Here is a 24393-nt window from a genome sequence, read left to right as displayed (position 1 = left end):
GGAAGGTAAGCCGTCAATGCGGTATCCTCGCGCCCTTCATACCGTGACTTGAAAGAAAACTATGCACTACAAAAATATGCTCGGGTATCGTTACCCTAAAGGCCCTTTCGCCATGATCAGCGTTTACAGCTTCACTGGCGCTGCTGTGGTCACCTCAACGGTATTCTCACTCCTGCTTTTCCTCTCGATAGATGACAGCCCAATGATGAAGGCACTATTTGGTACCTTGGCGATCATCTTTGAGGCAGGTAAGTTTTACGCGTGGTACGAATTTGGAGAGCGACGAGCTCATCGTAATTATGTGGGTTCGTTTACTGCGCTGACTTTCTACCTTGTACTTGCTGCGATTTCGATTGGCGGAAGTGTGGGCGGTATCAATAGCGCCACAAACAAAGCGCAAAGTGTTATCGCGATTGAACAAGCTAAAGTCGATGCGTACAACCGACAAATCGAGGCGATAGAAAAACAAATTGACTTGAACAACCTCGCTGCAGAAAAGTACATTCAAATGGAACGTATCGCGACTGGCGTGACTCGTATACAGGCTCAAAATAATAAGCTGAGAGAAGAGCAAATTCGACTGGCGGGAGAACGTGATTCACTTCCTCCTGTTGCTCAAGGTTCTGCTATTGGACTTATCGACAGTCTCGCGGATGCATTTCAGGTTTCTCAGCAAACTGCTCAATTTGGTTTGGTGGTTTTCCTGTCGATCTTATTGGATCTTTTCGCTGCATTCTTTGTCGGCGTGATTGGTGAAGAAACGCGCTTCCGCCGCTTCTACCGACATCACGCTGAAATCGATATCACACCGGACAACATTGTTCAGCCGATGGGATATTTGGAACACAGAACGGATTTCGATCTTGTCGTTAATCAAGACAGCCAAAAAAATGAACAAGAAGAATCAGCGCTGACGTTGGCACAACGTGTCGAAGCTGCGGTGAAAGGCGGTGTGATCACTTGTTCAAAGAAAGCTGTCTGTAAGCATTTTTTGTTAACAAATGATGATGTGGATGCCTTGTTCGAGACAATGGTGAATGACGGGGTGCTCGCGAAGAAGGCCAACCATCATTACTACTTGTGCGCTTAGCAACTTACTCATGCCATCTGTTTGATATTTACGATTCTCCCACAGTTCAGACTAATCAAAAAGCGCCATATAGGCGCTTTTTTGTTGCTGATAGAAATAGTCGAGAGTCTCAACTCAAACTTTTGGATCCTCAGCGGCAACTGCCTCGCTGTCAGAGACGGAAGTCGAGTTCTCAGCAGGTTTTACCTTGGCTTCGTCTGGTTTAATGGTATCGATAACCATGCGTAAGTCATCAATCAGGCTCTCATCAGACGCCTTTTTAGCCTCTAGTGTCACCACTTGCGCAGACAGCACATCCACTTGCTGCTCAGTATTCGACAAGTCACTGTTCACCTCTTCCAACTTCGCCATCAGTTCCATCAATTGAGGATCCACGTCCGGCTTGTTTTTGAGCGACTTTACCAAAGTCTCTGCTTGTCCTGCCAACAAATCTGTCTGTTGCTTAATAGGTTTGTTTCTTAAATCTTGTTGGTCGAGCGCCTGAGAGATACGATGAATTTGATTCTCCAACGCTAAGATTAAAGGTTCAAATTTCCCATCGTTCACGCTCTTAAACCGCTTCACTTCCAAACCCATATGCTTAAGGTGATCCAGTTCGAAGTTAACCAAGAAAACAGCTTCTTCTATCACGTCTTCAGCTCTAGGCTCAGCAGACACCGTCGCTGCCGCTTGATCTAACGCCGCATTCGCTTTTGCATAACTGATTGGAGCGATGGATCTGAACCCTTCTTTACGCAACAGCGCTAACTCTTTCTGCAGTGGCTCTATGTTTCGCTTGAGTACAACTGCCACCTCTAAAGATTTGGCATTCTTCAAAAACCGAACCTGCTTAAGTTGTGCATCATCTAAATCGTTGTCTGCGACATAGACAAAAAGCGATCGGTACTCTTTCGCTATCCGCTTATAACGAGAGGAAAATACCTCTTCAGCACCAATAGCGTCGAGATACGCCATTTCAGTGATGGCTTCAGCCAGAAGATCATCAGCAGTCTGTTTAAGGGTTAATAACTCCGCATGCAACGCAGCGACCTCTCCTAGTCGTTTATCGAACACCTCTGCATAAGTGCCAGACGAAAAGAGAGAATAGCTTTCAGTCGCTTTTTCTGGGTCTGCGTCAAAATCCGCATAGACATCTACAGCCTCTTCCCACGCATCGAACAAATCATCGACGAGATCACTGCTGTATAAGCGAAACGATTGACTCTCCTCCATCTTACGTAGCCATTGAGTGTAATCCGACTTGGCTTTTTCAAAGATTTGAAGCGTGTTTGTACTCTGCTGTTGTGCCTGGTTGGTCTCACTCGCAATTTGAGCGGGTTCTGACGTTGATTGACAGGCTGTTAGCGACATAGCCAAAGCAATGCTCAACCCCGATATTGTGATGTTTTTCATAGGTTTTCCCTTAATTGGTCACTGCCACTGAAAATTTGTAATTTTTTTAGTAGAACCAATGCACGACACATCAAAAAAACATGATCCGTATTCAATCAGCACTAACCCAAGTTCGATTGCTGGTTCATATCTAAAAATCTAGTTCAACAGAGAAATAGGCCGAATGATTGTTAGTGACAAAGATCACATTAAGGTTTGTAAGTGATACACCATGAAGTTCGGTAATTTGTACGACTTAAATTGCACTAAAACGCGAGAAGATTAAGTCAAATTTGATAAATTCACAGCAATAATAAATACGGAATATATAGCGTTATTTTGTTTTTAATTTGCTAGATAATCGTCACGCTAAAAATAAAATCATCAATGTATATTAATTCCAATCAGCCAAGTCACACTAAACAAGGGAAATGCAGAAATACAAACTAAACAATGACGACACAAGATAGCAACAAAATACACCAGAATAATTAAACAAGTGCGCATATATGAATCTATTATTGTTCAAATTATAATATATAACTTTTAGTGATATTGAATTAATTCATATAACCAAGTTGCTGTCATATCATCCTCTCCTCATGAGAATAGGGGTATGACGCTGGCACGTAGTCACAAAGAACACGATAGGAAATAAATCATTACCTTTATTTAGCCCGCTATTATCATTAAGGATTTTAAAAATGGCCTTAAGCGTTATATTAAACCTAACAATATTCACTGGACTTATCTATTTCCTCTATAGACTCCAATCACAGCATGTTCCTTTTACCAAGCGCGTATTTGCTGGCTTAGGGTTGGGGGTTGTATTTGGTGGTCTACTACAACTTTATTACGGTGCAGGTTCCGATATTATTAAAGCAAGCATTGATTATTTCGACATCGTCGGGAAAGGCTATGTAAAGCTTTTGCAAATGATCATTATACCTTTGGTGATGGTGTCCATTATTTCGGCCATTCTTAAGCTCAAGGGCGGCTCTTCTGTCGGAAAAATCAGTGGCATGAGCATTGGCGTGTTGGTACTCACAACCATGATTGCTGCACTGGTGGGTATAGGCTGGTCTCTGATGTTTGGCCTTACCGCCGACGGCTTAACGGCTGGCGCAGCCGAAGTCGCTCGTGGTCAATCTTTAGAAACCAATCTCGGCCGAGTAGAATCTCTCTCTTTTGCCAATATGATCCTTGAGTTTATTCCTGCGAATCCATTCCTCGACATGACTGGTGCGCGCAAAACATCAACGATTGCAGTGGTTATCTTCTCTATCTTTATCGGTATCGCAGCAACAGGTATCGCCAAGAAACAGCCTGACGTATTTGCGTCGTTCGAGCACTTTATTACAGTGGCAAAATCCATTGTAATGCGCATGGTTACCTTGGTTCTTCGTCTTACGCCTTTCGGTGTTCTGGCACTGATGACCAAAGTCATTTCAGGCTCGAACTACGCTGATATTGTCAACTTGGCTAACTTCGTGATTGCCTCTTACGGCGCACTGTTCACCATGTTTGCTATTCACTTAGGGATTATTGCTTTAATCGGCCTTAACCCAATTCGTCATTTCAAAAAAATCATCCCAGTACTGACCTTTGCATTTACATCTCGCAGCAGCGCTGCTTCGATTCCGATGAACGTGCAGACTCAAGAAAAAGCATTGGGGATTCCGAACGGAATAGCGAACTTCGCAGCATCATTTGGTTCAACCATTGGTCAGAACGGTTGCGCGGGCATCTACCCTGCGATGTTGGCTGTGATGATCGCACCAACAGTCGGTGTGAACCCTCTCGATATCGGCTTCCTCGTGACGCTCATCGCTATCATCACTATTAGTTCATTTGGTGTGGCTGGCATCGGTGGTGGCGCAACATTCGCAGCATTGATTGTGCTGTCTGCACTCGACTTCCCTGTCGCGTTAGCGGGCCTGTTGATTTCTATCGAGCCACTAATTGATATGGGTCGTACCGCTCTGAATGTATCAGGGTCAATTACCGCAGGTTCGGTCACCAGTAAATTGATGGGACAAACTGACATGGCGGTGTTTAATGATGACAAACCATTAAATCTAGATGGTGAAGACGCCACAGCCTAATCAATAACACCTTTAATATTTGGGGGCTTTCGCCCCCATTTCTAGTTTTGGGCGAATTGCCCACGAGGAAAGCAACATGAATATCATCATTATTGGCGGGGAAGCTGCAGGCATGAGCGCTGCAGCAAAAGCACGACGTGTAAACCCAGACGCAACCATCACTGTATACGAAGCGTCTGAGATTATTTCTTTTGGTGCATGTGGATTACCCTATTTCGTCGCAGGCGAATTCAACGACAGTGGATTTATGTCGGAATTTACCCCAGCGCAATTCGCTGAGCGTGGCGTCAACGTTAAAACCGGTCATCGCGTGAATAAAGTTGATGCTGACAATAAGAAGCTTGAAGTTACACACCAACACGAAACCTTCATTGTCCACTACGACAGACTAATGATTGCAACAGGAGCCAGTGAAGTATTGCCGCCCGTTGAAGGCTTAAATAAAGCAGGTGTGCATGCCTTACGTGTGATGAAAGATGGCCTATCACTCAAATCAGCGATTGAAGATGAAAATTGCCAGCATGTCACCATCATAGGTTCAGGCTTCATTGGGCTTGAAGTTGCAGAAGCCATGATCCATCAGGGTAAACAAGTTCGCTTGATCGAACGCGCGGAACGATTAATCCCAGACGCATTCGATGCAGAAATCAGTGTACATATTCATGCCGAACTTGAAAAAGCTGGCGTAGAAATTCTAACGTCCGAATCACTCATGGCAATCGCAGGCGACGAAGCCGTCTCTGGTATTGTTACTGACAAAGGCGAATACACCACCGATCTTGTTGTCGTGTGCACAGGCGTTAAGCCCAACACGGCATTTCTCAAAGAAACAGGCATTGATACCTTAACCAATGGCGCGATTAAAACCGACTCAACCGGACGCACTTCCCTTCCAGACGTATGGGCGGCAGGAGATTGTGCCGCGATTTGGCACTCAGTATCACAGCGTCATCAATACATTCCGCTAGCAACGGGTGCCAATAAAATGGGTCGCCTTGTCGGTGACAACATCGCGCAAGTGGATGGCGAGCCTTTGCAGTTTCCTGGCTCTATCGGCACCAGCTGTGTTCGCGTTCTCGGCTTAGAAGCAGGCCGAACCGGGTTGTCTGAGCGCGAAGCGAATGAGGCAGGTTTCAACACGAAAAGCATCACTATTAAAGACAAATGCCACACCAACTACTGTGCAGGGCAATCTGATATGCACATGAAGCTAGTGTATGAAGCCGATACCAAACGTATATTGGGCGCACAGTTGATCGGCTACAAAGGTGCAGTACATCGAATTGATGCAATGGCTGTCGCCATTACCATGGGTGTGACCACCAGCCAACTTGGCATGATGGACTTCGCATATGCACCGCCGTTTTCACGAACATGGGACATCATGAACGTCGCTGGCAATGTCGCAAAATAAGACAAGCTAAGCGCGCATAGTGCAGTGACATCGCTTTACTGGCTAGCATCCTCGTTAGCCAGTAAAGCCGCTGACCTTTCATTGAGATCTCTAATCAGCCAACTCACTTGCTAGCCAGATCATTACCCCGCATAAAAGCGACCTACCACCTCATCGCACTAGACATAAACTCAACTGCAACTCGCGCCCAACAATTCCCGTATTCGTTCAAAATAATGGACACTTCACACAATGGGTTCATTTTTGCCACTTATCAAAATGAGCGGCCTCTTCATATTGCTCTCCTCCTATGACGTCGTTAGTCTAATGCTAAGACGCTCTCGGTTTAACAATGGAAGCCAATGATGGATCAGATCAAAAACCTCTCTTTGCTCTCTGCGATGTGTGAAAACGTGAACAGTGCAATCACTGTGACTAACCCCGCCACAGGCCATGTCCTCGGTTATGTTCCCTCTCATTCCCGCGAAACGATTGAAAATGTGATAGCCAAAGCCGAAATCGCGCAAAGATCATGGGCAAAAACAACCGCTAAACAGCGTGCCGATATCTTGATGAGCTGGTATCAATTACTCATGGATAACCAAGAAGATCTAGCGAGGATCATGACCCTTGAGCAGGGAAAGCCGCTTGCGGAATCACGTGGTGAAGTGGCTTATGGCGCGTCGTTTGTTCAATGGTTTGCTGAAGAAGCTAAACGTGCTTACGGCGAAACCATTCCAACACCATCATCTGACCGTCGCATTATGACCATCACACAACCTGTCGGTGTCGCCGCGGCTATCACGCCTTGGAATTTCCCCATTGCGATGATCACACGAAAAGCCGCGCCCGCGATTGCTGCAGGTTGCAGTTTCATTGCTAAACCCGCAGCGCAAACACCGTTGAGCGCTTATGCAGTCACCGAATTGGCACGCCAAGCGGGACTCCCTGAGGGTCTACTCAATATTGTCACCAGCGACGATGCGGTAATGGTAGGTGAATTGTTTTGTAGCAGCGACAAGATCAACAAAATCTCATTTACAGGTTCAACAAATGTTGGGCGTATTCTAATGCGACAAAGTGCGGAGAGCGTTAAACGCGTTTCCATGGAGCTGGGGGGCAATGCGCCGTTTATCGTGTTTGATGATGCGGATATCGACTTAGCCGTGAAAGGCGCGATTGCTTCGAAATTCCGAAACGCAGGGCAAACCTGCGTCTGTGCGAATCGCTTTTATGTACACGATGCTGTTTATGACAAGTTTGTCGAGAAATTCGCAGCAGAAGTCGCCACACTGACTGTAGGTAATGGTATTGATAATGGCGTAAACGTAGGCCCATTGATTGATGCGAATGCCAAGAACAAAGTGCAACGCTTAGTAGAAGAAGCGGTGGCACAGGGCGCAACAATCAGTATCGGAGGCGAAGATTTAGACGGACAATTCTTCACGCCCACCGTACTCACTCATGTTCAACACAGTATGAGTATTGTACAGGAAGAGATTTTCGGCCCCATTGCCCCCGTTATCCGTTTTCATGATGATGCTTCACTCATTGAGATGGCGAACGACACCATTTACGGACTCGCGAGTTATTTTTACAGCAAAGACATCAACCGTATTTTTGCCGTCGCCGAAGCACTCGATTACGGCATGGTCGGCGTCAACGAAGGGGTTATCTCGACAGAAGTTGCCCCCTTTGGCGGAGTAAAACAATCGGGTATTGGTCGTGAAGGCGCAAGACAAGGGCTAGATGAATACCTCAATACCAAATACATCTGCCTTGGAGGCATGTGACTTTCTTGCCCTCCTTTCTAAAGACGTGATTCCATTGAACAACAAAAGGCAGAGCCATCAAGTTCTGCCTTTTCACTCGCAACCTTTGTGAAACCTTTTCATGCACTTTTTACCGTACGTTATTCACCCAAAATTAACGCACGCCTATGTGTTCGAGGTCTGTTACTATGCAGATCGCATAAAAATTCTACAAACGAACTTTTCTGTCGAAGGATGTTTCCTTTAATGTGAAGCGTGACAGTGTATTTTCGTGCCACAGTGCGACACTACGACCCATCAATATGAACACTAAGGTAAAACGATGTCTGATGTACCTTCTACTGCCGTTGAGGTAGTTACTACCGCCCAAACCGTTGCTGAATCTTCCGGTCCTATCTGGCCATACGTGGTTGGTGGTATCGCTCTCGTAATCGCAGCGGGTTACTGGGGTTTTAAACGCATTAATCGCCCTTCTTTCATCATTAAGCAGATCCGCCGACGCAATCTAAAAGCAATGAAAAAACAAGGCGTTGAAAGCTCAGATGCAACCGTCGATTTGGACAAGCTTCTGTCTGCGATTGAAGAGCACGCCATTGAAAAGAACATGACAGGTTCTGACATGGTGAAACTACTGGCACCATTGAACGACACTAATCGCATGAAATCTGCGAAAGACATGTACCTAACCATGCAGCACATCGCTCGTGATATCGGTAACACACGTCTAGCGGGTGAGTTCAAAACCAAATCAACGGGAGTGAAATCCAATTCTAAGTTGATGGCGGGTTTGTTTAAGCGCGCAGGTATCTAATTTTTGTGCTGGCAATGAGAGTATGCATTGCCAGCAATTCCCTCTCTTCATTTCTTTCTCTTTCCGTCTTTATCTTTCCGCCTTTATCTCTCTTCATTCCTATCTTTTAGGCCTTGAGCTTCAATAAACTCAAACAAGCACCACCTAGCCTCAAATTCGGCCCCTATTACTTTTGTAGTTACAGCGCTATTTCAACGTCGCTTTCACACCGATAATTTTATATGCCGGTGTACCACGAACTAATGTTTCTCTTGCAAACACGGTTTCGCAATGTGGGCAGGTGCAAGGCCGCTCAGTGTAGTCCACCACGATCCGCTCTTTGAAACATTTCACCAACGCTCCTTTGCCGCCCTTCTTGTATTTAAACAGCAAGGTTTTGCACTTTCCACACACGATATCGACAGATCGAGTTGGCAGCTTTTTATTGGGTTTTGACATAGTTACCTCGGTCAGTGTTAGCGAACATCATAAGTCAAAATGAACACTAGACTAAAGTCTTACACGAGTGGAACAGCGGGAAAAAAACTGAGACGGTGTTTGGATTTACACATCGTTGTTAACAAAAAACTCACAAGCTCGGCTATTCTTTCGTTGCTCAATGATTACTCTCAGAAGCCGTGTGACGTCGTCTACACATCTGATTGCCGCGAACACCAGGGGCTGTTGATCTTTGGTGATGATTTTTGCAGCAGTTTGTGGCGGCTTTATGCAAGGAAGAGGCTTCGATGTGTAGCTGGCCTACATGAGAAGTCGATAACGCAGGAGAAAGTCGCCACAAACGCTGCCCGAAGGGTTCTGCTAAAAGCATTTTATGCTTTGTTGAGGCGTATTTGCTTAGAATGACTAGGCGGCACACACCTCGCCTCGCCTAAAATGCTTTTAGCTAGAACATAACTTAACCACCAAAGATGAACAGCCCCTAAGGACATTTTAACATTGGAGAGTTGTATGAAAATCAAAACACTGATTAAAACACTTTCACTATCGACTGCAATTGTGCTGACTGGCGTCAACAGTGCAGCAGCAGAAGACCGTGATTACATCTTGGCGACAGCATCGACGGGCGGAACCTATTACCCAGTTGGCGTTGCTTTGGCAACACTCAGCAAAGTGAAGCTTGCTCCTAAATACGACTTCTCTCTGTCTGCCATCAGTTCTGCGGGTTCTGGTGAGAACATTAAATTGCTACGAGAAAACGAAGCACAGTTTGCCATTCTGCAAGGTCTGTATGGCGCATGGGCGTGGTCTGGTGAAGGTAAACTCAAGCAATCCGGACCTCAGAAAGAATTACGTTCAGTCTCAATGCTTTGGCAAAACGTAGAACACTTTGTCGTTAAAAGTGATAACGCAAAAACGGGCACCATTGCTGACATGAATAACATGGACGGCAAAAAGTTTTCTATCGGTAAAAAGAACTCAGGCACCGAAGGCTCAGGGTTGCAAATCTTGGGTGGCTTAGGTGTTGATACGGAGAAATTAGACTTCGCTTACCTTGGTTATGGAGCGAGTGCCGATGCCATGCAAAACGGCACTGTTGATGGCATGAACACCCCTGCGGGTGTGCCCGTGAGTGCTGTTACTCGCGCATTTGCAGCGATGGGCGATAAGATAACCATTCTCAATTTTACTGACGAACAAATGAAAGAAGCCAACGGTGGTTACAACCTTTGGACGCGCTTTGTCATCGAGCCAAACACTTATCCTGGTCAAACCAAAGCGGTTGAAACAGTTGCACAACCTAACTTTCTTGCGGTTCGCAGCGACATTACAGATGACGATGTCTATCTTTTGACCAAAACAATTTATGAAAACTTGGCGTTTTTGAATGGCATCCATAAGGCCACTAAAGCGATGGCACTCGAAAAAGCGATCAATGGTTTGCCAGTTCCGCTGCATCCAGGCGCAGCACGCTTCTACAAGGAGCAAGGGATAGAGATCCCAACACACCTCATTGCTAAGTAATTGAAGACGCGCTGACCTTAGGGTCAGCGCGTTTTGTCCATATTGATTCGCATGATGTTCTGTGCCCCATGCCATGCCCTTTTGCATTGTGATCTCCGTGAGACTCTGTACATACGGGCCGTAACTTCAAAGTACGTCGTGCAAGCAAGATGCACGTTTGAGGAAACATGACTAACCCACCCAGCAACGCCAATCACTCATCCGATAACGACAAGTCTCTGTCTCAATTCGAATTAACCCAACGAACTGATTTTCCGTTGCTAACACGATGCGTCACGCTGATTGGTGTTGTCATCTCGTTGGTACACATCTGGTTTAATACGCTCGCCACATTGCCTGAACTTTGGGTATCTGCCGCGCACTTTGCCGGTTTTTCTGTCATGTGCGCTCTGACCTATCCCGCTGCTGCAAGATGGCGAAAAAGTAAATTCGCACTCATCATCGACATTGGTATTGCCATTGCTGCCGTTGCCTGTCTGATTTATATCATTGTGAGTGAAGATGCGCTGTACGAGCGAGGTGTCACCTTCGTCATGACCGATTGGGTATTCTCAGTCGTTGCTATCTTGATTGCGTTAGAGTTGATTCGACGCACCATGGGTTGGTTTATTCCCTGTTTAATACTGGTCGCCCTCACCTATGTTGTTTGGTGGGGCAGTTGGATAGACGGTATTTTTTCATTCCCAGGCCTTTCTGCTGAAACCATGCTGTACCGCGCTTTTTATAGTTCCGAGGGCATGTTTGGTCCAATTTCGCGGATCTCATGGAGCTATGTCTTCATGTTTATTCTATTTGGCGCTTTCTTGGTTAAATCCGGTGCGGGTGACTACATCATCAACGTTTCTCGAGCGGCGGCGGGTAAGATCATTGGTGGGCCCGGTTTTGTCGCCGTAATGGGCTCGGGGTTGATGGGGTCGGTGTCAGGTTCAAGTGTGGCAAATACGGTGTCCACGGGTGTTATTACCATTCCATTAATGAAGAAAGCCGGATTTCCTCCCAAGTTTGCCGCTGGCGTTGAGGCAGCAGCATCAACAGGTGGGCAACTCATGCCGCCCGTTATGGGCGCTGGCGCATTTATCATGGCCTCCTACACTCAAATTCCTTATGTCGAAATCATCGCTGTTTCATTTGCCCCTGCATTAATCTATTTCCTGTCCGTCGCATTTTTCGTTCGCGTTGAAGCCAAGCGTTCTGGCGTTCATCAAGTGGAAACCGAAACACAGTCGATGCTATCGGTGTTGGCGTCAGGCTGGCATTACCTGATCCCGCTCGTTGTGCTGGTTACATTGTTGGTTCAAGACTTCACACCTACTTACGCCGCCGGTATTTCAATTATTTCTGTGGTCGTCGCTTCATGGCTTTCTCCAAACAGAATGGGCTTTTCAGACATTGTCGACGCCCTAGCCCAGGGGTCCCGAAACATGGCCACCACGGCGGTGTTATTAACAGGGATTGGTTTAGTCGTGAATGTCATCAGTACAACGGGGATTGGTAATACTTTCTCTATCATGATCAACGATTGGGCTGGCGGCAGTTTGTTCATCATGTTGGTTTTAGTCGCTGTTGCATCGTTAATTCTAGGTATGGGATTACCGGTCACTGCGTCATACATTGTCCTCGGCACCCTGTCAGCGCCTGCCATATACGGCTTGATTGCAGAACAACAATTGTTAGAACTGCTGACAACGGGGCAATTGCCCGAAGAAGCCAAAACCATTTTCATGTTGGTCGCACCTGAACAACTGGCTGCGCTTGGTTCTCCCATGAATTTTGAAGCGGCTATCGACCTACTTGGCAAGGTACCCGATGATTTTAAAGCCACCTTGTTGGAGCAAGGTTTGGGGGCAACCACTGTCGGCTTAGCCTTGTTGGCTGCACACCTGATTATTTTCTGGTTGTCACAAGACAGTAATGTCACGCCGCCTGTCTGCCTAACCGCCTTTGCGGCTGCAACCATTGCTAAAACACCGCCCATGGCGACAGGCTTTAAAGCATGGAAAATTGCCAAGGGGCTTTATCTAGTGCCGCTTTTGATGGCGTATACGCCACTCGTTTCTGGCGATTTTCAGCAAGTGCTCTTCGTGACCATATTTGCCGTGATTGGCACATGGGCCTTGGTAGGAGGTCTTGAGGGCTACTTAGAAGGCCCTCTAGGATGGCCATTGCGAGTGCTCGCATTTGCATTAGCAGGGCTTATGATGTGGCCGGGACTGGGTCTGATGGTTCCACTGGTCAGTGCTTTAGTCTTCCTAAGTTTGGTTGGCTACACCTATAGAAAAGCCGCGATATAACACGATTAACTCAATACTTGCCGACAATTCGAGGGTTGTTTGCAAAATACCAGTTTCGAAATATTAGACGCTGACCGGCAGATATTAAACGTTAAATACTAAAAGTTAGACACGAAAAGTCAGATACAAAAAAGCGCCTCATTGAAGGCGCTTTATATACGAAAAAACATGGATATTCCTGTGTTTAGACGATCACTCATCTTTCAATACGAAACTATCCATTAAGCCCACCATACGACCAATTTCTGGCTTGGTAATCGTATCATTCGCGCCTAAATCTAACGCTTTTTTACGGTTATCGTCACTCATCAGAGAAGAGAACATCACAATGGGCATGATTTTGAATTCTTCGATTTCCCTTAACTGTTTGACCAGATACATCCCATCCATTTTGGGCATTTCGACGTCACTTACCACACCATCAACGAACTCTGAAATCGGGACATTCTCTTCAGAACACAAACGAACAAATTCAGTGAGTGAGTCTAAAGCTTCTTGACCATCTTTCGCAGTGATAACGTTGTAACCCGCCGAACGAAGGGTGTTTTCAATCAAACGACGAATGAATGCGGAATCATCCACCACCATGATGGTTTTCGCTTCACGTTTGGCCACCATCGCGTCATCAATCACAACGCGTTTATCTTTAGTGACATCGTATTTTTCCATGCTGAGTTCGGGGTTGATGTCAGCAATGATTTTTTCAAAATCCAAGATCATGATCAGATTGGAATCCTGCCGCACAACCGCGACCACACAATCTTGATCTGATGCTTCAAGGAATGAACTCGGAGACTCGACTTCTTCCCACGATATTCTGTGTATACGGCTCACGCTATCAACCAGAAAGCCGTTAGACATGCGGTTAAAGTCGGTAACAATCACCACTTTAGTATCAACAGCGTTATGTGTTGGAACGCCGAGCCATCCCGCCAAATCGACGAGAGGAATGAGCTTCCCTCTTAAGGAGAATACGCCAAGTACGTTGGGCTGCGCGTTGGGATAGTCTGTCGTGCTTGGCACACGAATAACCTCGCGTACTTTGGCAACATTGATGCCATAAAAACATAGCTTTTTGGTACCATCTGGCTGTGTCTTTTCAAGCCGAAATTCAATGATTTCCAGCTCGTTGGTTCCGCTTTCTGTCAGGATCGCTGTTTTTTGTTCTGTGCTCATGCCAAGTCCCGATTCTTTTAGAGGCTAAACTTACAATGTCCTCTATCAGCATAGTCTCAATATGAAAACAATCGACTCGGCGTTGCATTTAATTGCTGAGTTTTTAACAAATTGCCCTTTGTGCTAATCCAATTTGAAAACCTGTTGCTCATAAAGCGCTGACACCACTTCACTGGTTTGCGCACCTGAAATGAGATTCAAACCCGTACTCGACAGATCCATATTCTGCATAGTGATATGCTGTGTATCGTCACCTGAAGTTACCGTTAGGTTTATGCTGCCATCAAGGCCCACTGACGCTTGATCGAAATATGGCAACAAATCCCCACTGGTTGGTGAGGTGCCAAGATCTGGCAAGAGTTGCGAAATATCGAGCTTATCGTCTCCTAACGTAAAATCTGTCACCACATCTGTATTCGCAGGAGCACTTAACGATGCCTCCAACCAAACAAATATGTCGTCGCCCTCTCCACCAGTCAATATATCATCGCCTTGCCCAGCTTGAAGCGTATCGTTACCGTCCATACCGAACAGGCTTTCTCCTGCTGACTGCGCCACCAACTGATCATTATCTCCAGTGCCCACATTAGCGCCCAAATGTACGTTTCCACGATTAAGTACTGCAGTGATCAAATCAGTTTGAGACATCCCTGAAGATGCCTCATTCACCAACACATCTAAACCAATACCTGTCAGTACAATCTCTTGCAGTACGTCACCACCCACCAGCACATTCAGTTGGGCATTACCATTCGATTCAGTCAGTGATAAATGTTGAGTCAAATCTGAAATACTCGCGATATTACTGACACTAAGCGCCGCACTGAGGTCGATGACATTCGTCGCTGGGTTGAAGTCTTCAATGGTGTCGATAGCAGGATCACCGGCTGAGCCGAAGTCCGCACTCGACCAGACAAATCTGTCTTGACCGCTGTTCCCTTCACCTTTCTGTCCTCCCCAAAGCGTATCATCGCCCGCACCACCAGTGAGAATGTCAGCCCCCAACCCTCCAATGAGTGTATCGCTATTGTTCCCGCCAACGAGAGACGCCGCCTCATTACCTGATATCACCAGATTTTCTAGCGTATTGTCTTGTGCGGTAATAGGCCCATCTGCAGGGTCAACCACGTTTATCGACACGCTTAAGCTTGCAGATTCAGCACTTTCTCCAAGTGTTGTGGTTGAAATGGCAACAATATCAATGTTCGACGCTGATGCCGCGCCCCCAATCACATGCAACTGGCTTAGCTCATCCGCTGTCAGTGTGAGCACGCCCCCAGACGGGCCAATACCTATTGCTGAGCCTTCCGAATCAACGAATGTCAAAGACGAAGGAATATTTCTAATTTCTATTGCGAGCGTTTCAGAAGGGTCAGTCAACGCAGCGGCTAGCCCTAACAGAGGAATGATCGTAGACAGGCTACCAGCGACCGATGCCGTTTGCGCCGTATTCAGTATGAGAGTTGGGATATCAGGTTTCGGCTGAACGTTCACTGTTATTGACTCAGTATCCGTGAGTGCCCCACCGCTGCCGGTGTTTCCGTTATCATTCACCGTCACAGTAATGTTGTCTTGCCCCGAGAAGTTGGTGTCTCCCGTGTAGGTGATATGCGTAGCAAGTACTTGGTTAATCGCGGTAATGTCACCCTTCAACGTCATGCTGCCAGATCCAGCCCCCGTGATGGTCACGCCTGATGGAATGGGAGATGACAGAGACAGATTGATGGTGCCATTTTCTGCACTTAGTCGAACAGTGATCTCACTGCCGCTTGCATCGTTAACATCGACATCTTTGACTTGGATGGACTCAATCAATACCGGTATTTCTTCTTCAGCATGCTGAATAGATGCGGGAACTGTCAGGTCAGGGGAATCATTGACTGGCGATACTGACACGTCGATCACTTGGTTAACCCACAGTCCACTTTCCGCCTCAACGCCGTTATCAACAGCCCGTATGGATACTTCAAGTTGTCCATTCCAATTCAATTCGTTGGCATCACCAGGCGTAAACGTCAAACTCGATAACGTCGTTTGATCAGCAATAACCACCCAACTTCCATCAGGTTGCTTTTGTACCGAACTACCCGTTGATACCCCAGATGGCAAACTAATTGTTGAGCTATCAGGGACATTAGTCAGAACCACCTTGATGGTCTCTGGCGCATTTTCAGTCACAGATAAACCTGTACCATCATACGTACCCGCATTGTCGATAACGCTGATATCGAGCGGAAGAAGGATGTTCTCATCCTCACTGCCAGATACGGACGTGGTGATATCAGCATCGATGCCATCACCAATGGGATTTACGTCAACCGTGACAGTGGTTGAATGCATTTTGGGTATCGTTAATTCATCTTCTTTAGCGTACACCTCAAGTACGACGGTCATTGAGCCGCTAAAATTTTTCGGCGGAACAAAGACTATCTGGTCAAAATCGAGAGATGTACTTCCTGCAGGAACACTGACCGTCCACTCTCCGTTCCCACTGTTCTGTACAAGCTGACTGCCCGTCGAAATCAATTTAAAGTCATCAGGCACACCGATTAACTTCGCTGAGACTATCTGCTCAGAACCGTCTGTATCGTTAAGTTCGGCAATCACACCCGTCAACGGAATATTTTCATCTTCCGTCCCAGAAATAGGTTCGCTAACGCCATCAAAGGTCACAGGATCGTTCACAGGCAATACCTTGAAAGATACCTGTGTAGTGATGGTATCGGTAGCCGTTGAATCCGCTCCCCCCGTATCGTCATTTTCCACAGTATCGATAACCGTGGTATCCATGGTCACAGTGACTTGCCCACTAAAATCTTCGACGGGTTTGAAGTGAATGCTGCCAAGATCGTCCCTGCTCACCGTAATACTACTTTGCGGGTTAGTGCCGTCTGCGTTGACGAAAAAGCCAACATCGGTGTCGACCTTCAACACCACATTGCTGATAGTTTCAACGCCTTTAGTCGGGTCAGTATCCGTATCGACAAGCTGGGTGGAAAAATCCAATTCGATAATGCCATCTTCCAATGCTTGATTTTCAACAGGCACCCACTCAGCACTTTCACTAACAGGTTGCTTATCGCTATTTAACCCATTGGTTTCAATAACGTCGACTGAGGTTGTAATACCGTCCACGACGGGAGTGACCAACACTGAAAGACTGGCATCGGTTTCTTGGGTATCGCCGCTCACTTTGTCCGTGGTTACCAGCTTCACAGGCAGCACAAAATCCCCTGCAAAGTGTTTCGGAAGATTCAGAGCAATACCCGACAAATCCACGGTACCGTCTGCTGCAACATCTACATTGGCGACGTATTCGCTGGTTTCGTAGTTGAATTCCATACCAGAAACCGTTGCGCCCGCCCCAGACAATGCGGCGCTACTGATGACCAATGTCAGTTCATCCGACCCTGCATTCGCCGGCGCGACTTGAATCAAAGACTCAAGCTGTGTGCCGAGGTTTATCTGGGTATCCTCAATACCCGTGATAGGTTGGTCAGTCACCGAAATAACGCCTGCTTCTTGAGCGCTTGCTACACTCCCTGTGAAGTCCATCTCAATGACAATAGGGCTTTGCTCAACTTGACGACTCACATCGTTTTCCCCTGCGTCACCTTGGTCTTGTACCAACGCTGTGACGCTGATAAATACGGGGGAAGTAATGGGTTTGGTCGTTGAGATCGCCAAGTTATCAAGATCACTTTTAGGGATAGTCCAACTGCCATCCCCATTGTTGATACCACCTTGAATGTAGAACTGATCGAAGTAGGCTTGGTCTGCGGCGGTAAATGGTGTGCCGTTCGCATCTTGAACAAAACTTATCACGACTTGCGTAATCACCTCGGCACTCGTTCCGTCGGTGTTAATACCTTCTGGCGTAACAAACGCTAGCCTATGATCATCGGACGCTAGAGAGATAGTACCACTGCCATTATCAGTAATGGGCTGAACGACGGGCTCATTGCCATCGAGCAAGGTCACCTTACCATCGTCTTCTACCGCGGCAACAATACGAACATCCAGCGTACCCGTGATCGTGGCGGAATCCGTCGCACTCGAGTCACTATCCGATTGCTCAACCGTTAACGTAACGGACAAATTCAGATTTTCATCTTCATCAACATTCTCTGGCGCTTTCAAGAATAAATCTGCACCACTCAATAATGCTGCAATTTGCGATGTGTTCAAAACCGCACTTCCACCAGAAAACGTTAGCGGTGACGTGTCGCCCGCAATGGTTAAGGTGTAACCCGCAGTGAGTGCTTCTGATGCAATGTTAAACGTGATGCCGGTGATGGCTTCGTTATTATCAGTAAAACCCTGATCGACCTCGGGGCGCCAATTCACGACAATGTTTGTGTCTTCAGTCCCTTGGCTGTCCAACGTATAATTAACGGCGTCAATCTTTGGCTCTATATGAACGATCACATCTTTGTCGACAGCACGAGAATCCCCATCGTCTTCTGTCACCACAACCGTCACGGTCAATGTTATGTCGTCTGTACTGCCTTTAGGTGGAACCAGTTTTATGTCAGACAATCCATCAACTTTAGCTTGGTACTGGGGTTGTCCATTGTCATCCACCCCCGCATAAACAAGGTTAATCGCATTATTGTTGGTGTCTAGGAGGGTGACGCCTTCAGGAATATTCGTCACCAAAGACGTTAACGTCTCGGAATTATCCCCGGGTAATGATGTCCCATCTTCTCCGGACGCAAGCGTGAATGACAGCGCCACTGAACTGTCTTCTTCAATGGTTGTTTCGATACCCGTATCCACGCCATTTTCAATGATGGGATGCCAAATATCACCCAAATCGGCACTGATCACCGGCACATCAGCGACCCCTTTCAATGCAATCGGCAGTGTTTTAGCACCGGTTTCGAATAACTCGATTTCTGTCTGCGTGACGCCTTGGGCGTTAGTGACAATGGCGGTATCTTTGACAACCCCAGTGACGCTTAGGGAAAAATCGACGTTACTCTGCGGTGGTGGCAATAAGCGCAATCCACCGATATCGTTGTACGCAATTTCGTAAACACCCTCTTGGTCATCGACTTCTGTATCATCAGCAAGCAAAAGTTTGGCACCAATTGGAAGGCCACTAATTCGAACAAACAAGGCTTCAGAGCCATCTAAATCAACCGTACTTGTCAGGCTAATGTGTGAAGACAAGTTAATTAGCTCATCTTCTTCACCGCTGACGCGAGTGATTTTTAACGTCGTGCTATCAGCAACTGGACTCACCGCGATAGTTACCGTTTGTGACACAGATTCTGCTGTTTGTTTAGCGTTAACAAAATTGGCCGTTTCTACGCTTTGAGCCGTCACAGTCAGAGTGATGTCTCCTGAAAAGTTTACATTTGGCTTCACCACGACGTCATTAATGTCTGCCGATGACACCTCATACTGACCATTGTTGGCGGAAAGCGTCTCCCCATTAAGGACTAGAGAACCTTGCCCACTTTCAAACGACAAAAAATAGCGTAATGTTTCAGAACCATCCGTGTCTTGCAGTTCAGCATTCAGACTTAGTGCCGCACCGTCGCTGTCTTCTTCAATGGCGTAGTAGAGCACGGTACTTTCATCCCACTGCGGAACATCTGCAATACCTTCTACGGTGATGGTAAACGTTTGACTCGCTAACTGTCGCTCGGTACCGTCCGTGTTTTCCACATAACCCGTCGCCGTAAACGTGGGCACGCCAGATGAAGCCGAATAGTCTTGATCGGGCACAAATGTCACGCCATTTAATGTCCAAATCTGACTATTTGTATCAGGCACAAACACGTTGCTCGGCAAAACGATTTGGTTCCCCGTGACAGCCAAAATCGTTCCGTTTGCATAGAAGCTACCGTGAGCGTTGGCGGGTAGCTTGACCACAACCCGACTAACACCCTCACCTTGATCGCTATCTCCAATATCAATAGACATCTCGATTGGGATTCCATCAGCGGGATTGGCAACAACATCATCATCAGGGTCACCTTGTCGCCCTTGGTCTTCAATTCCGGCGGCATTGTTTACGACCAACTGCGGCGAACCATCAAGAACAGTGATTTCGGTTGACCCAATGACAACATCGCCATCGCCGTCGACAATTTCATAGGTAAACGTTTCAGTGATCCGATTGTTTTCCGCTCCACTGTGATCCACGTCTTCTGCTGCGGAGAACCTCATGTTACCGTTACTTTGTACCTCTAAGGTGCCAAGTACCTGACCACCCACGCCCTGCGTCACCGTAAAGAAATTCTTAACACCCGGTGTCAATTCATGTTGCTCGCCATTCACCGTGACGGTCTCAACGGTGGCACCATCAGCACCGCGATTTCGTAACGGAATGACTGCCACCTTCCTCGAAGCATCGCCTTCAGTCGTCACCAGCTCCGCACCACCCACACCGACGCCATCAGTTTCAAGCGAGAGAGGAACATCGTCCAACACACTCACCATGATATTACTGGCAGCAGTATCGCCATCACTGTCGGTCACGACAAAAGGAAAGCTGATGGCGAGGCTGTTATTTCCCTCGCCACGAGGGTGATCGAGCGCGCCGAGTAGCGCAAAGGTGTACGTACCATCAGCAAATACGGTCAAGGTAAACACGGGGCGTGATTCAGCCGAGCCGGAATATATTTTGGTGCCATTGCTGTCACTGGCTAACGAGAGAACGACCGGCTCACCGTGGGAACTCAGAGGGATATTGTTGCCTGAAGAATCCTGACTATTATTGCTATTTTGTGATGAGAACGCCGAGATATCCAATGATATATCTTTGATGCTATCACTGCCGGAATCAAGCACGAGCGTTCCTGTCGCAGTATCTTGATCGTTTCCTATGCCGCCAGGGGTTGTGCCCGCATTGTTCTTATTTTCATCCGATCCATTGGTATTGATATCGCTCTCTTCGACTGACAAAGGCGGAGCTTCTGTGATGGAAGGTGACTCACCATCAGTGATCACAAACTCGATAGAACCCAACGAGTGCAACGTGTCGCCATCTGTGTCATTGGTTTGAAGTTCAACCGTGAAGATGATCTTATCGCCGCTAAATTCGACAAAATCGTTAGCTTTGTCGTCAGGAAGATGATCTAAGGGCTTATAAAGCGTCAACAGCGTTGTGACGTCGACAGAGAATCCATCGCTGTTTTGCACCCCAGTTAGCGATATCGTCATGACCAATTCATTATTGGCTTTGCCTGTCAGCGTAGCGGTTGATTCGTCATAGGTGAACACGACCGAGTCACCACTGCTAGTGAGCACGGCATTGAGGTCAGATATCAGTTTAGCGACCACAAGGCTGTCAATTTGAACGTCAGAAGGCAAGAGCCTATCATCCGTCGCCGTCAGCTTTACCGTCACCGAGGACTCATCTGGGTAACCAACTTCCACCCCTTCGGGTGTTAAATCTGGCTCGGTCATTTCCACCGTGCCTAGCACGTCTGCTGAACCTGCAACGCCATCGCTATCATTCAAGGTCACGGTAAATTCACCCGACACACTATCGTTATCAGTGTCGACCACACGTACGCCTATCGGCAGAACAATTGCGCCGTCGCCTTGGTCAATGGCGTAGCGCTGTTCAACGGTATAATTGCCGGTAAGCTCACCTTCTGCGTTCACATCCAAGGTGATAATCAATATGTCAGTATCATTGGCTGGCGTTGACGTACTGGACAAGGAAGGGTCATCGAAGTACACCCGAATGGTGTCAATATCTCCAGAAAAAGGGCTGGGCGAATAAGCGGTTTGATAGCCGCTAGCAGTCAAGCTCTCAAGTAACGCCTCTAGCCCGGGAGGTGCGAATAACGCTATCGATTTAACGGCGTCTGAGCCTTGTGTTAGGCCAAGACTCACCTGTTGAGATTGATTTAGTTCCCCAATAACGGGATCAGTCATGCTGACGTTATCGGGGGAAAGACTAGGCACGTTACCGTCGAGAATGGTGACTTTGAACGTACCTACCACTGAATCGCCATCAGAATCAGTGACTCTTGCTCCCAAAGTGAGCGCAACAGTTTCGCTATCAGGCTGGTCGATCGCTTGTGACAACGTCACGGAATACTGTTCTGTGTTGGGTGTGAATGCTATGGCTAGAACCGTCACGAATTCATCATTGTCATTTTGATAGCCCACAACAATGTCATTCGATGTGCCATTGATATCCGACGGTTCTGACTGTAACGTCAATTCATTGCCGTTGCTGGTCAGCGACGCAATGCTGTTAAAGAACGCTGTCGGTAATTCCCAAACAACTGATTGAATACGGTCACTGCCAGTTTCAAGGCCGAGCTCTCCCATCACAGTGTTTGCCGGTGCATCAAAGCTCGGGTCTGTCACATCTACATCCGTGACTTTGATCGTTGGAGATTGACCATCAACCACTGAATACGTCACATCGATCGGTGCTTCAAGTAAATCGTTATCTGAATCCCGCATTTGAAGTTCAAATTGAATTTCAAAGGACTCCACCAACTCAGATTGTTCGTTGGTGGAAGAAACCAACTTTACCCATTTCGTATTGCTAAACACCGCTTGGTTCGTTTCATCTAGCGGCTGAAACACCTCCAATGAAGAACGAACGTTAATGCCTGTCGCCCCTGCCCCTGCTTCCGAGTCAGCTGTTAAGGTAAATGTCACAACATCTAAGATGCCATTGGGTTCAGTAGAGTCTGGTTGCGTGCCTCGAAGCACAATCACATTGGGCTCAGTACCTGCCTGAATAGCAAAGTTGATCGGTTCACCGTTTGAGCTGAGAAGGTTCAACTCACTGAGTAGCCCCAACACGCCATCGGTGTCTTCCAAATTTGCGATAAACATGGTTGAGGGAATCAGTTTGTCTGAGCCCGCTTCGAGTGTAATTGAACCGCTAGCAACTTGACCTTCCGTGCCTGCATTGCCCTCCACTACCTCAAAGTCCCCAGATATTACCGCCGCCTTTCCACTAGCATTAGTTCCATCATTCAAACTTACAGTGAACTGGCCTGTTGTAGTATCGCCATCTCGATCAACAGCAATAACAGACACAGGAATAACCTCTGAATCTGACGCTGACAATTGGTCGATCGACGCACTCTGTGTCAGCACGTAGCCGTAGCGACTAATATTGTCTGCTGAGCTAGGGAGCGCCACCAGATCAATGGCGAATACAACCTGGGTAGGATCCGAATCTAGCGTGACTGAGATTCGCGAAGCACTAATTGTATAATTTGTTCCCTCCCCATTACTTGTGATGCTTTCAAGTTGCGCAACTAGCTCAGGCGTGGAAATAAAACTCACGCTTGCTAACAGATCGCTATTGGTACCCACATTGAGTGGAATTGGCTCTGAAACATAGTCCAAAAAGTTTTCATTGTGGGTAGTGTTATCAGGGTTAACCGCTGGATTTGCACCATCTTCAATAGCGATATTCACTGTGATGGGTTCGTCCAAGGGTCTGCCTGCAGCATCTTCACCCTGCACAGGCACAGAAATGTCGATGGTATTGCCGCTGATGGTGACCAAGCCACTGTCGTTGCCCGCAATATGATCGAGTGGCCCGTCAAGCGTGATAGTGACGGTTAATTCAACGTTACGGCCAGAAGATTCGGCGGACACTGCAATGGTCACAATCGCGACGCCATCCACCTCGCCCACAATGGTTTTCCCGTCATCAGACACCCGATAACTTATTGCTTTCCCATTGCTTGTTGTGTCGTTGGCTAGTTCAGCAACAAGGGCCGAAAGTGCGTCAGATTCAATAACAAAACTGTCAGCCAAAAGTGGTAAAGAACTAGCGGGGATCAACACAGACGAGGTTGCCGTGGTGGGGTAACCGCTTATTGAATCAACGGGTGTAAGGTCGCCCTCGGCAATGGTTAAGCGAATACTTTCACCACCAACTGGAGGCACGTTGGGAGGATTGTCTTCTTGGAGCAGTATTTCAGAAGGTGGTGTGTAGCTCGTAGCAAAGCCAGCTTCAACTAACACACTGGTGTAGTCGTACTGAATGACAGCAAATCCACCAATGGACGAGCTCAATGCGCCCCCTGCTGCTGGTTCTTCGAAACTCTGTGATGGATCCGCACCCGCTAAAATGGCTTGTTGCAGCGCTGAAATCTCGTCCTCTAACAACGCAATGGCCTGGGTGTTCTGTTGAACATTGATGTTACCAATCAAACCAACTACATCAACGCCACGGTCGTTAATTAGTGTGCACGTGGAACAGGGTTCGTGAACCAATACTGGCTCTCCGTTAACCATCATAACGTATGATGCTTTAGGCTCAGCAAGAATGATATCTCCAGATCCCGCCGTTTCCGAAACCGGTGTAGGAATCGCTACGCCATTTTTAATGACGTAAACTTGGCCACCAGTAACAGAAAGCTGGACATTTTCACCATCAGAGCCAATAACTCGGCTCTCCCTTACTTTTTCTGCCAT

General features: G+C 47.1%; 11 protein-coding genes. 7 read left to right on the top strand and 4 right to left on the bottom strand.

Annotated features, from left to right (window positions below):
- The first annotated feature begins 61 nt into the window (after positions 1 to 61).
- On the top strand, positions 62 to 1090 hold the full coding sequence (locus LRP50_RS08180) for a Preprotein translocase subunit SecY (protein ID WP_274163970.1): 1029 nt from the start codon (positions 62 to 64) through the stop codon (positions 1088 to 1090).
- 114 nt (positions 1091 to 1204) lie between these two features.
- Here LRP50_RS08180 and LRP50_RS08175 read toward each other — a convergent pair whose 3' ends face one another.
- Positions 1205 to 2482, bottom strand: coding sequence for a hypothetical protein (locus LRP50_RS08175; RefSeq protein WP_274163969.1), 1278 nt, complete (start codon positions 2480 to 2482; stop codon positions 1205 to 1207).
- Positions 2483 to 3165: 683 nt separating this feature from the next.
- Here LRP50_RS08175 and LRP50_RS08170 point away from each other — a divergent pair.
- The 4 genes from LRP50_RS08170 to LRP50_RS08155 all read left to right on the top strand — a co-directional run bounded on the left by LRP50_RS08170 (position 3166) and on the right by LRP50_RS08155 (position 8542).
- Complete coding sequence (locus LRP50_RS08170; RefSeq protein ID WP_274163968.1) at positions 3166 to 4566, top strand: L-cystine transporter; 1401 nt, start codon at positions 3166 to 3168, stop codon at positions 4564 to 4566.
- Between the two features lie 76 nt (positions 4567 to 4642).
- Positions 4643 to 5980: a CoA-disulfide reductase gene (locus LRP50_RS08165; protein WP_274163967.1), complete on the top strand. Its 1338-nt coding sequence runs from the start codon at positions 4643 to 4645 to the stop codon at positions 5978 to 5980.
- A gap of 344 nt (positions 5981 to 6324) precedes the next feature.
- Positions 6325 to 7752: an NAD-dependent succinate-semialdehyde dehydrogenase gene (locus LRP50_RS08160; protein ID WP_274164027.1), complete on the top strand. Its 1428-nt coding sequence runs from the start codon at positions 6325 to 6327 to the stop codon at positions 7750 to 7752.
- A gap of 301 nt (positions 7753 to 8053) precedes the next feature.
- Positions 8054 to 8542: a hypothetical protein gene (locus LRP50_RS08155; protein ID WP_274163966.1), complete on the top strand. Its 489-nt coding sequence runs from the start codon at positions 8054 to 8056 to the stop codon at positions 8540 to 8542.
- 186 nt (positions 8543 to 8728) lie between these two features.
- Here the strand turns inward: LRP50_RS08155 and LRP50_RS08150 are convergent, their stop codons facing one another.
- Positions 8729 to 8980, bottom strand: a complete 252-nt coding sequence (locus LRP50_RS08150; RefSeq protein WP_274163965.1) for a hypothetical protein — start codon at positions 8978 to 8980, stop codon at positions 8729 to 8731.
- A gap of 510 nt (positions 8981 to 9490) precedes the next feature.
- Between LRP50_RS08150 and LRP50_RS08145 the strand changes: the two genes are divergently transcribed.
- Both LRP50_RS08145 and LRP50_RS08140 read left to right on the top strand, forming a co-directional pair.
- Complete coding sequence (locus tag LRP50_RS08145; protein ID WP_274163964.1) at positions 9491 to 10504, top strand: TAXI family TRAP transporter solute-binding subunit; 1014 nt, start codon at positions 9491 to 9493, stop codon at positions 10502 to 10504.
- A 167-nt stretch (positions 10505 to 10671) separates the two neighbouring features.
- Positions 10672 to 12795, top strand: a complete 2124-nt coding sequence (locus tag LRP50_RS08140) for a TRAP transporter permease (RefSeq protein WP_274163963.1) — start codon at positions 10672 to 10674, stop codon at positions 12793 to 12795.
- A gap of 192 nt (positions 12796 to 12987) precedes the next feature.
- Here the strand turns inward: LRP50_RS08140 and LRP50_RS08135 are convergent, their stop codons facing one another.
- Together LRP50_RS08135 and LRP50_RS08130 are read right to left on the bottom strand one after the other, a co-directional pair.
- A complete protein-coding gene (locus tag LRP50_RS08135; RefSeq protein WP_274163962.1) occupies positions 12988 to 13971 on the bottom strand; it encodes a chemotaxis protein CheV in 984 nt (327 codons plus the stop codon).
- Between the two features lie 123 nt (positions 13972 to 14094).
- A complete protein-coding gene (locus LRP50_RS08130; RefSeq protein WP_274163961.1) occupies positions 14095 to 24393 on the bottom strand; it encodes a retention module-containing protein in 10299 nt (3432 codons plus the stop codon).

Origin of the sequence: Enterovibrio gelatinilyticus (genome assembly GCF_028683095.1) — a bacterium.
Classification (GTDB): Bacteria; Pseudomonadota; Gammaproteobacteria; order Enterobacterales; family Vibrionaceae; genus Enterovibrio; species Enterovibrio gelatinilyticus.
This window is presented reverse-complemented; position numbering and strand designations above follow the sequence as displayed.

Excerpts from the sequence above, each read along its gene's own strand:
- LRP50_RS08160 (WP_274164027.1), top strand. The coding sequence starts at position 6,325 with ATGGATCAGATCAAAAACCTCTCTTTGCTCTCTGCGATGTGTGAAAAC.
- LRP50_RS08165 (WP_274163967.1), top strand. The coding sequence starts at position 4,643 with ATGAATATCATCATTATTGGCGGGGAAGCTGCAGGCATGAGCGCTGCA.
- LRP50_RS08180 (WP_274163970.1), top strand. The coding sequence starts at position 62 with ATGCACTACAAAAATATGCTCGGGTATCGTTACCCTAAAGGCCCTTTC.
- LRP50_RS08140 (WP_274163963.1), top strand. The coding sequence starts at position 10,672 with ATGACTAACCCACCCAGCAACGCCAATCACTCATCCGATAACGACAAG.
- LRP50_RS08145 (WP_274163964.1), top strand. The coding sequence starts at position 9,491 with ATGAAAATCAAAACACTGATTAAAACACTTTCACTATCGACTGCAATT.
- LRP50_RS08150 (WP_274163965.1), bottom strand. The coding sequence starts at position 8,980 with ATGTCAAAACCCAATAAAAAGCTGCCAACTCGATCTGTCGATATCGTG.
- LRP50_RS08175 (WP_274163969.1), bottom strand. The coding sequence starts at position 2,482 with ATGAAAAACATCACAATATCGGGGTTGAGCATTGCTTTGGCTATGTCG.
- LRP50_RS08130 (WP_274163961.1), bottom strand. The coding sequence starts at position 24,393 with ATGGCAGAAAAAGTAAGGGAGAGCCGAGTTATTGGCTCTGATGGTGAA.
- LRP50_RS08135 (WP_274163962.1), bottom strand. The coding sequence starts at position 13,971 with ATGAGCACAGAACAAAAAACAGCGATCCTGACAGAAAGCGGAACCAAC.
- LRP50_RS08170 (WP_274163968.1), top strand. The coding sequence starts at position 3,166 with ATGGCCTTAAGCGTTATATTAAACCTAACAATATTCACTGGACTTATC.
- LRP50_RS08155 (WP_274163966.1), top strand. The coding sequence starts at position 8,054 with ATGTCTGATGTACCTTCTACTGCCGTTGAGGTAGTTACTACCGCCCAA.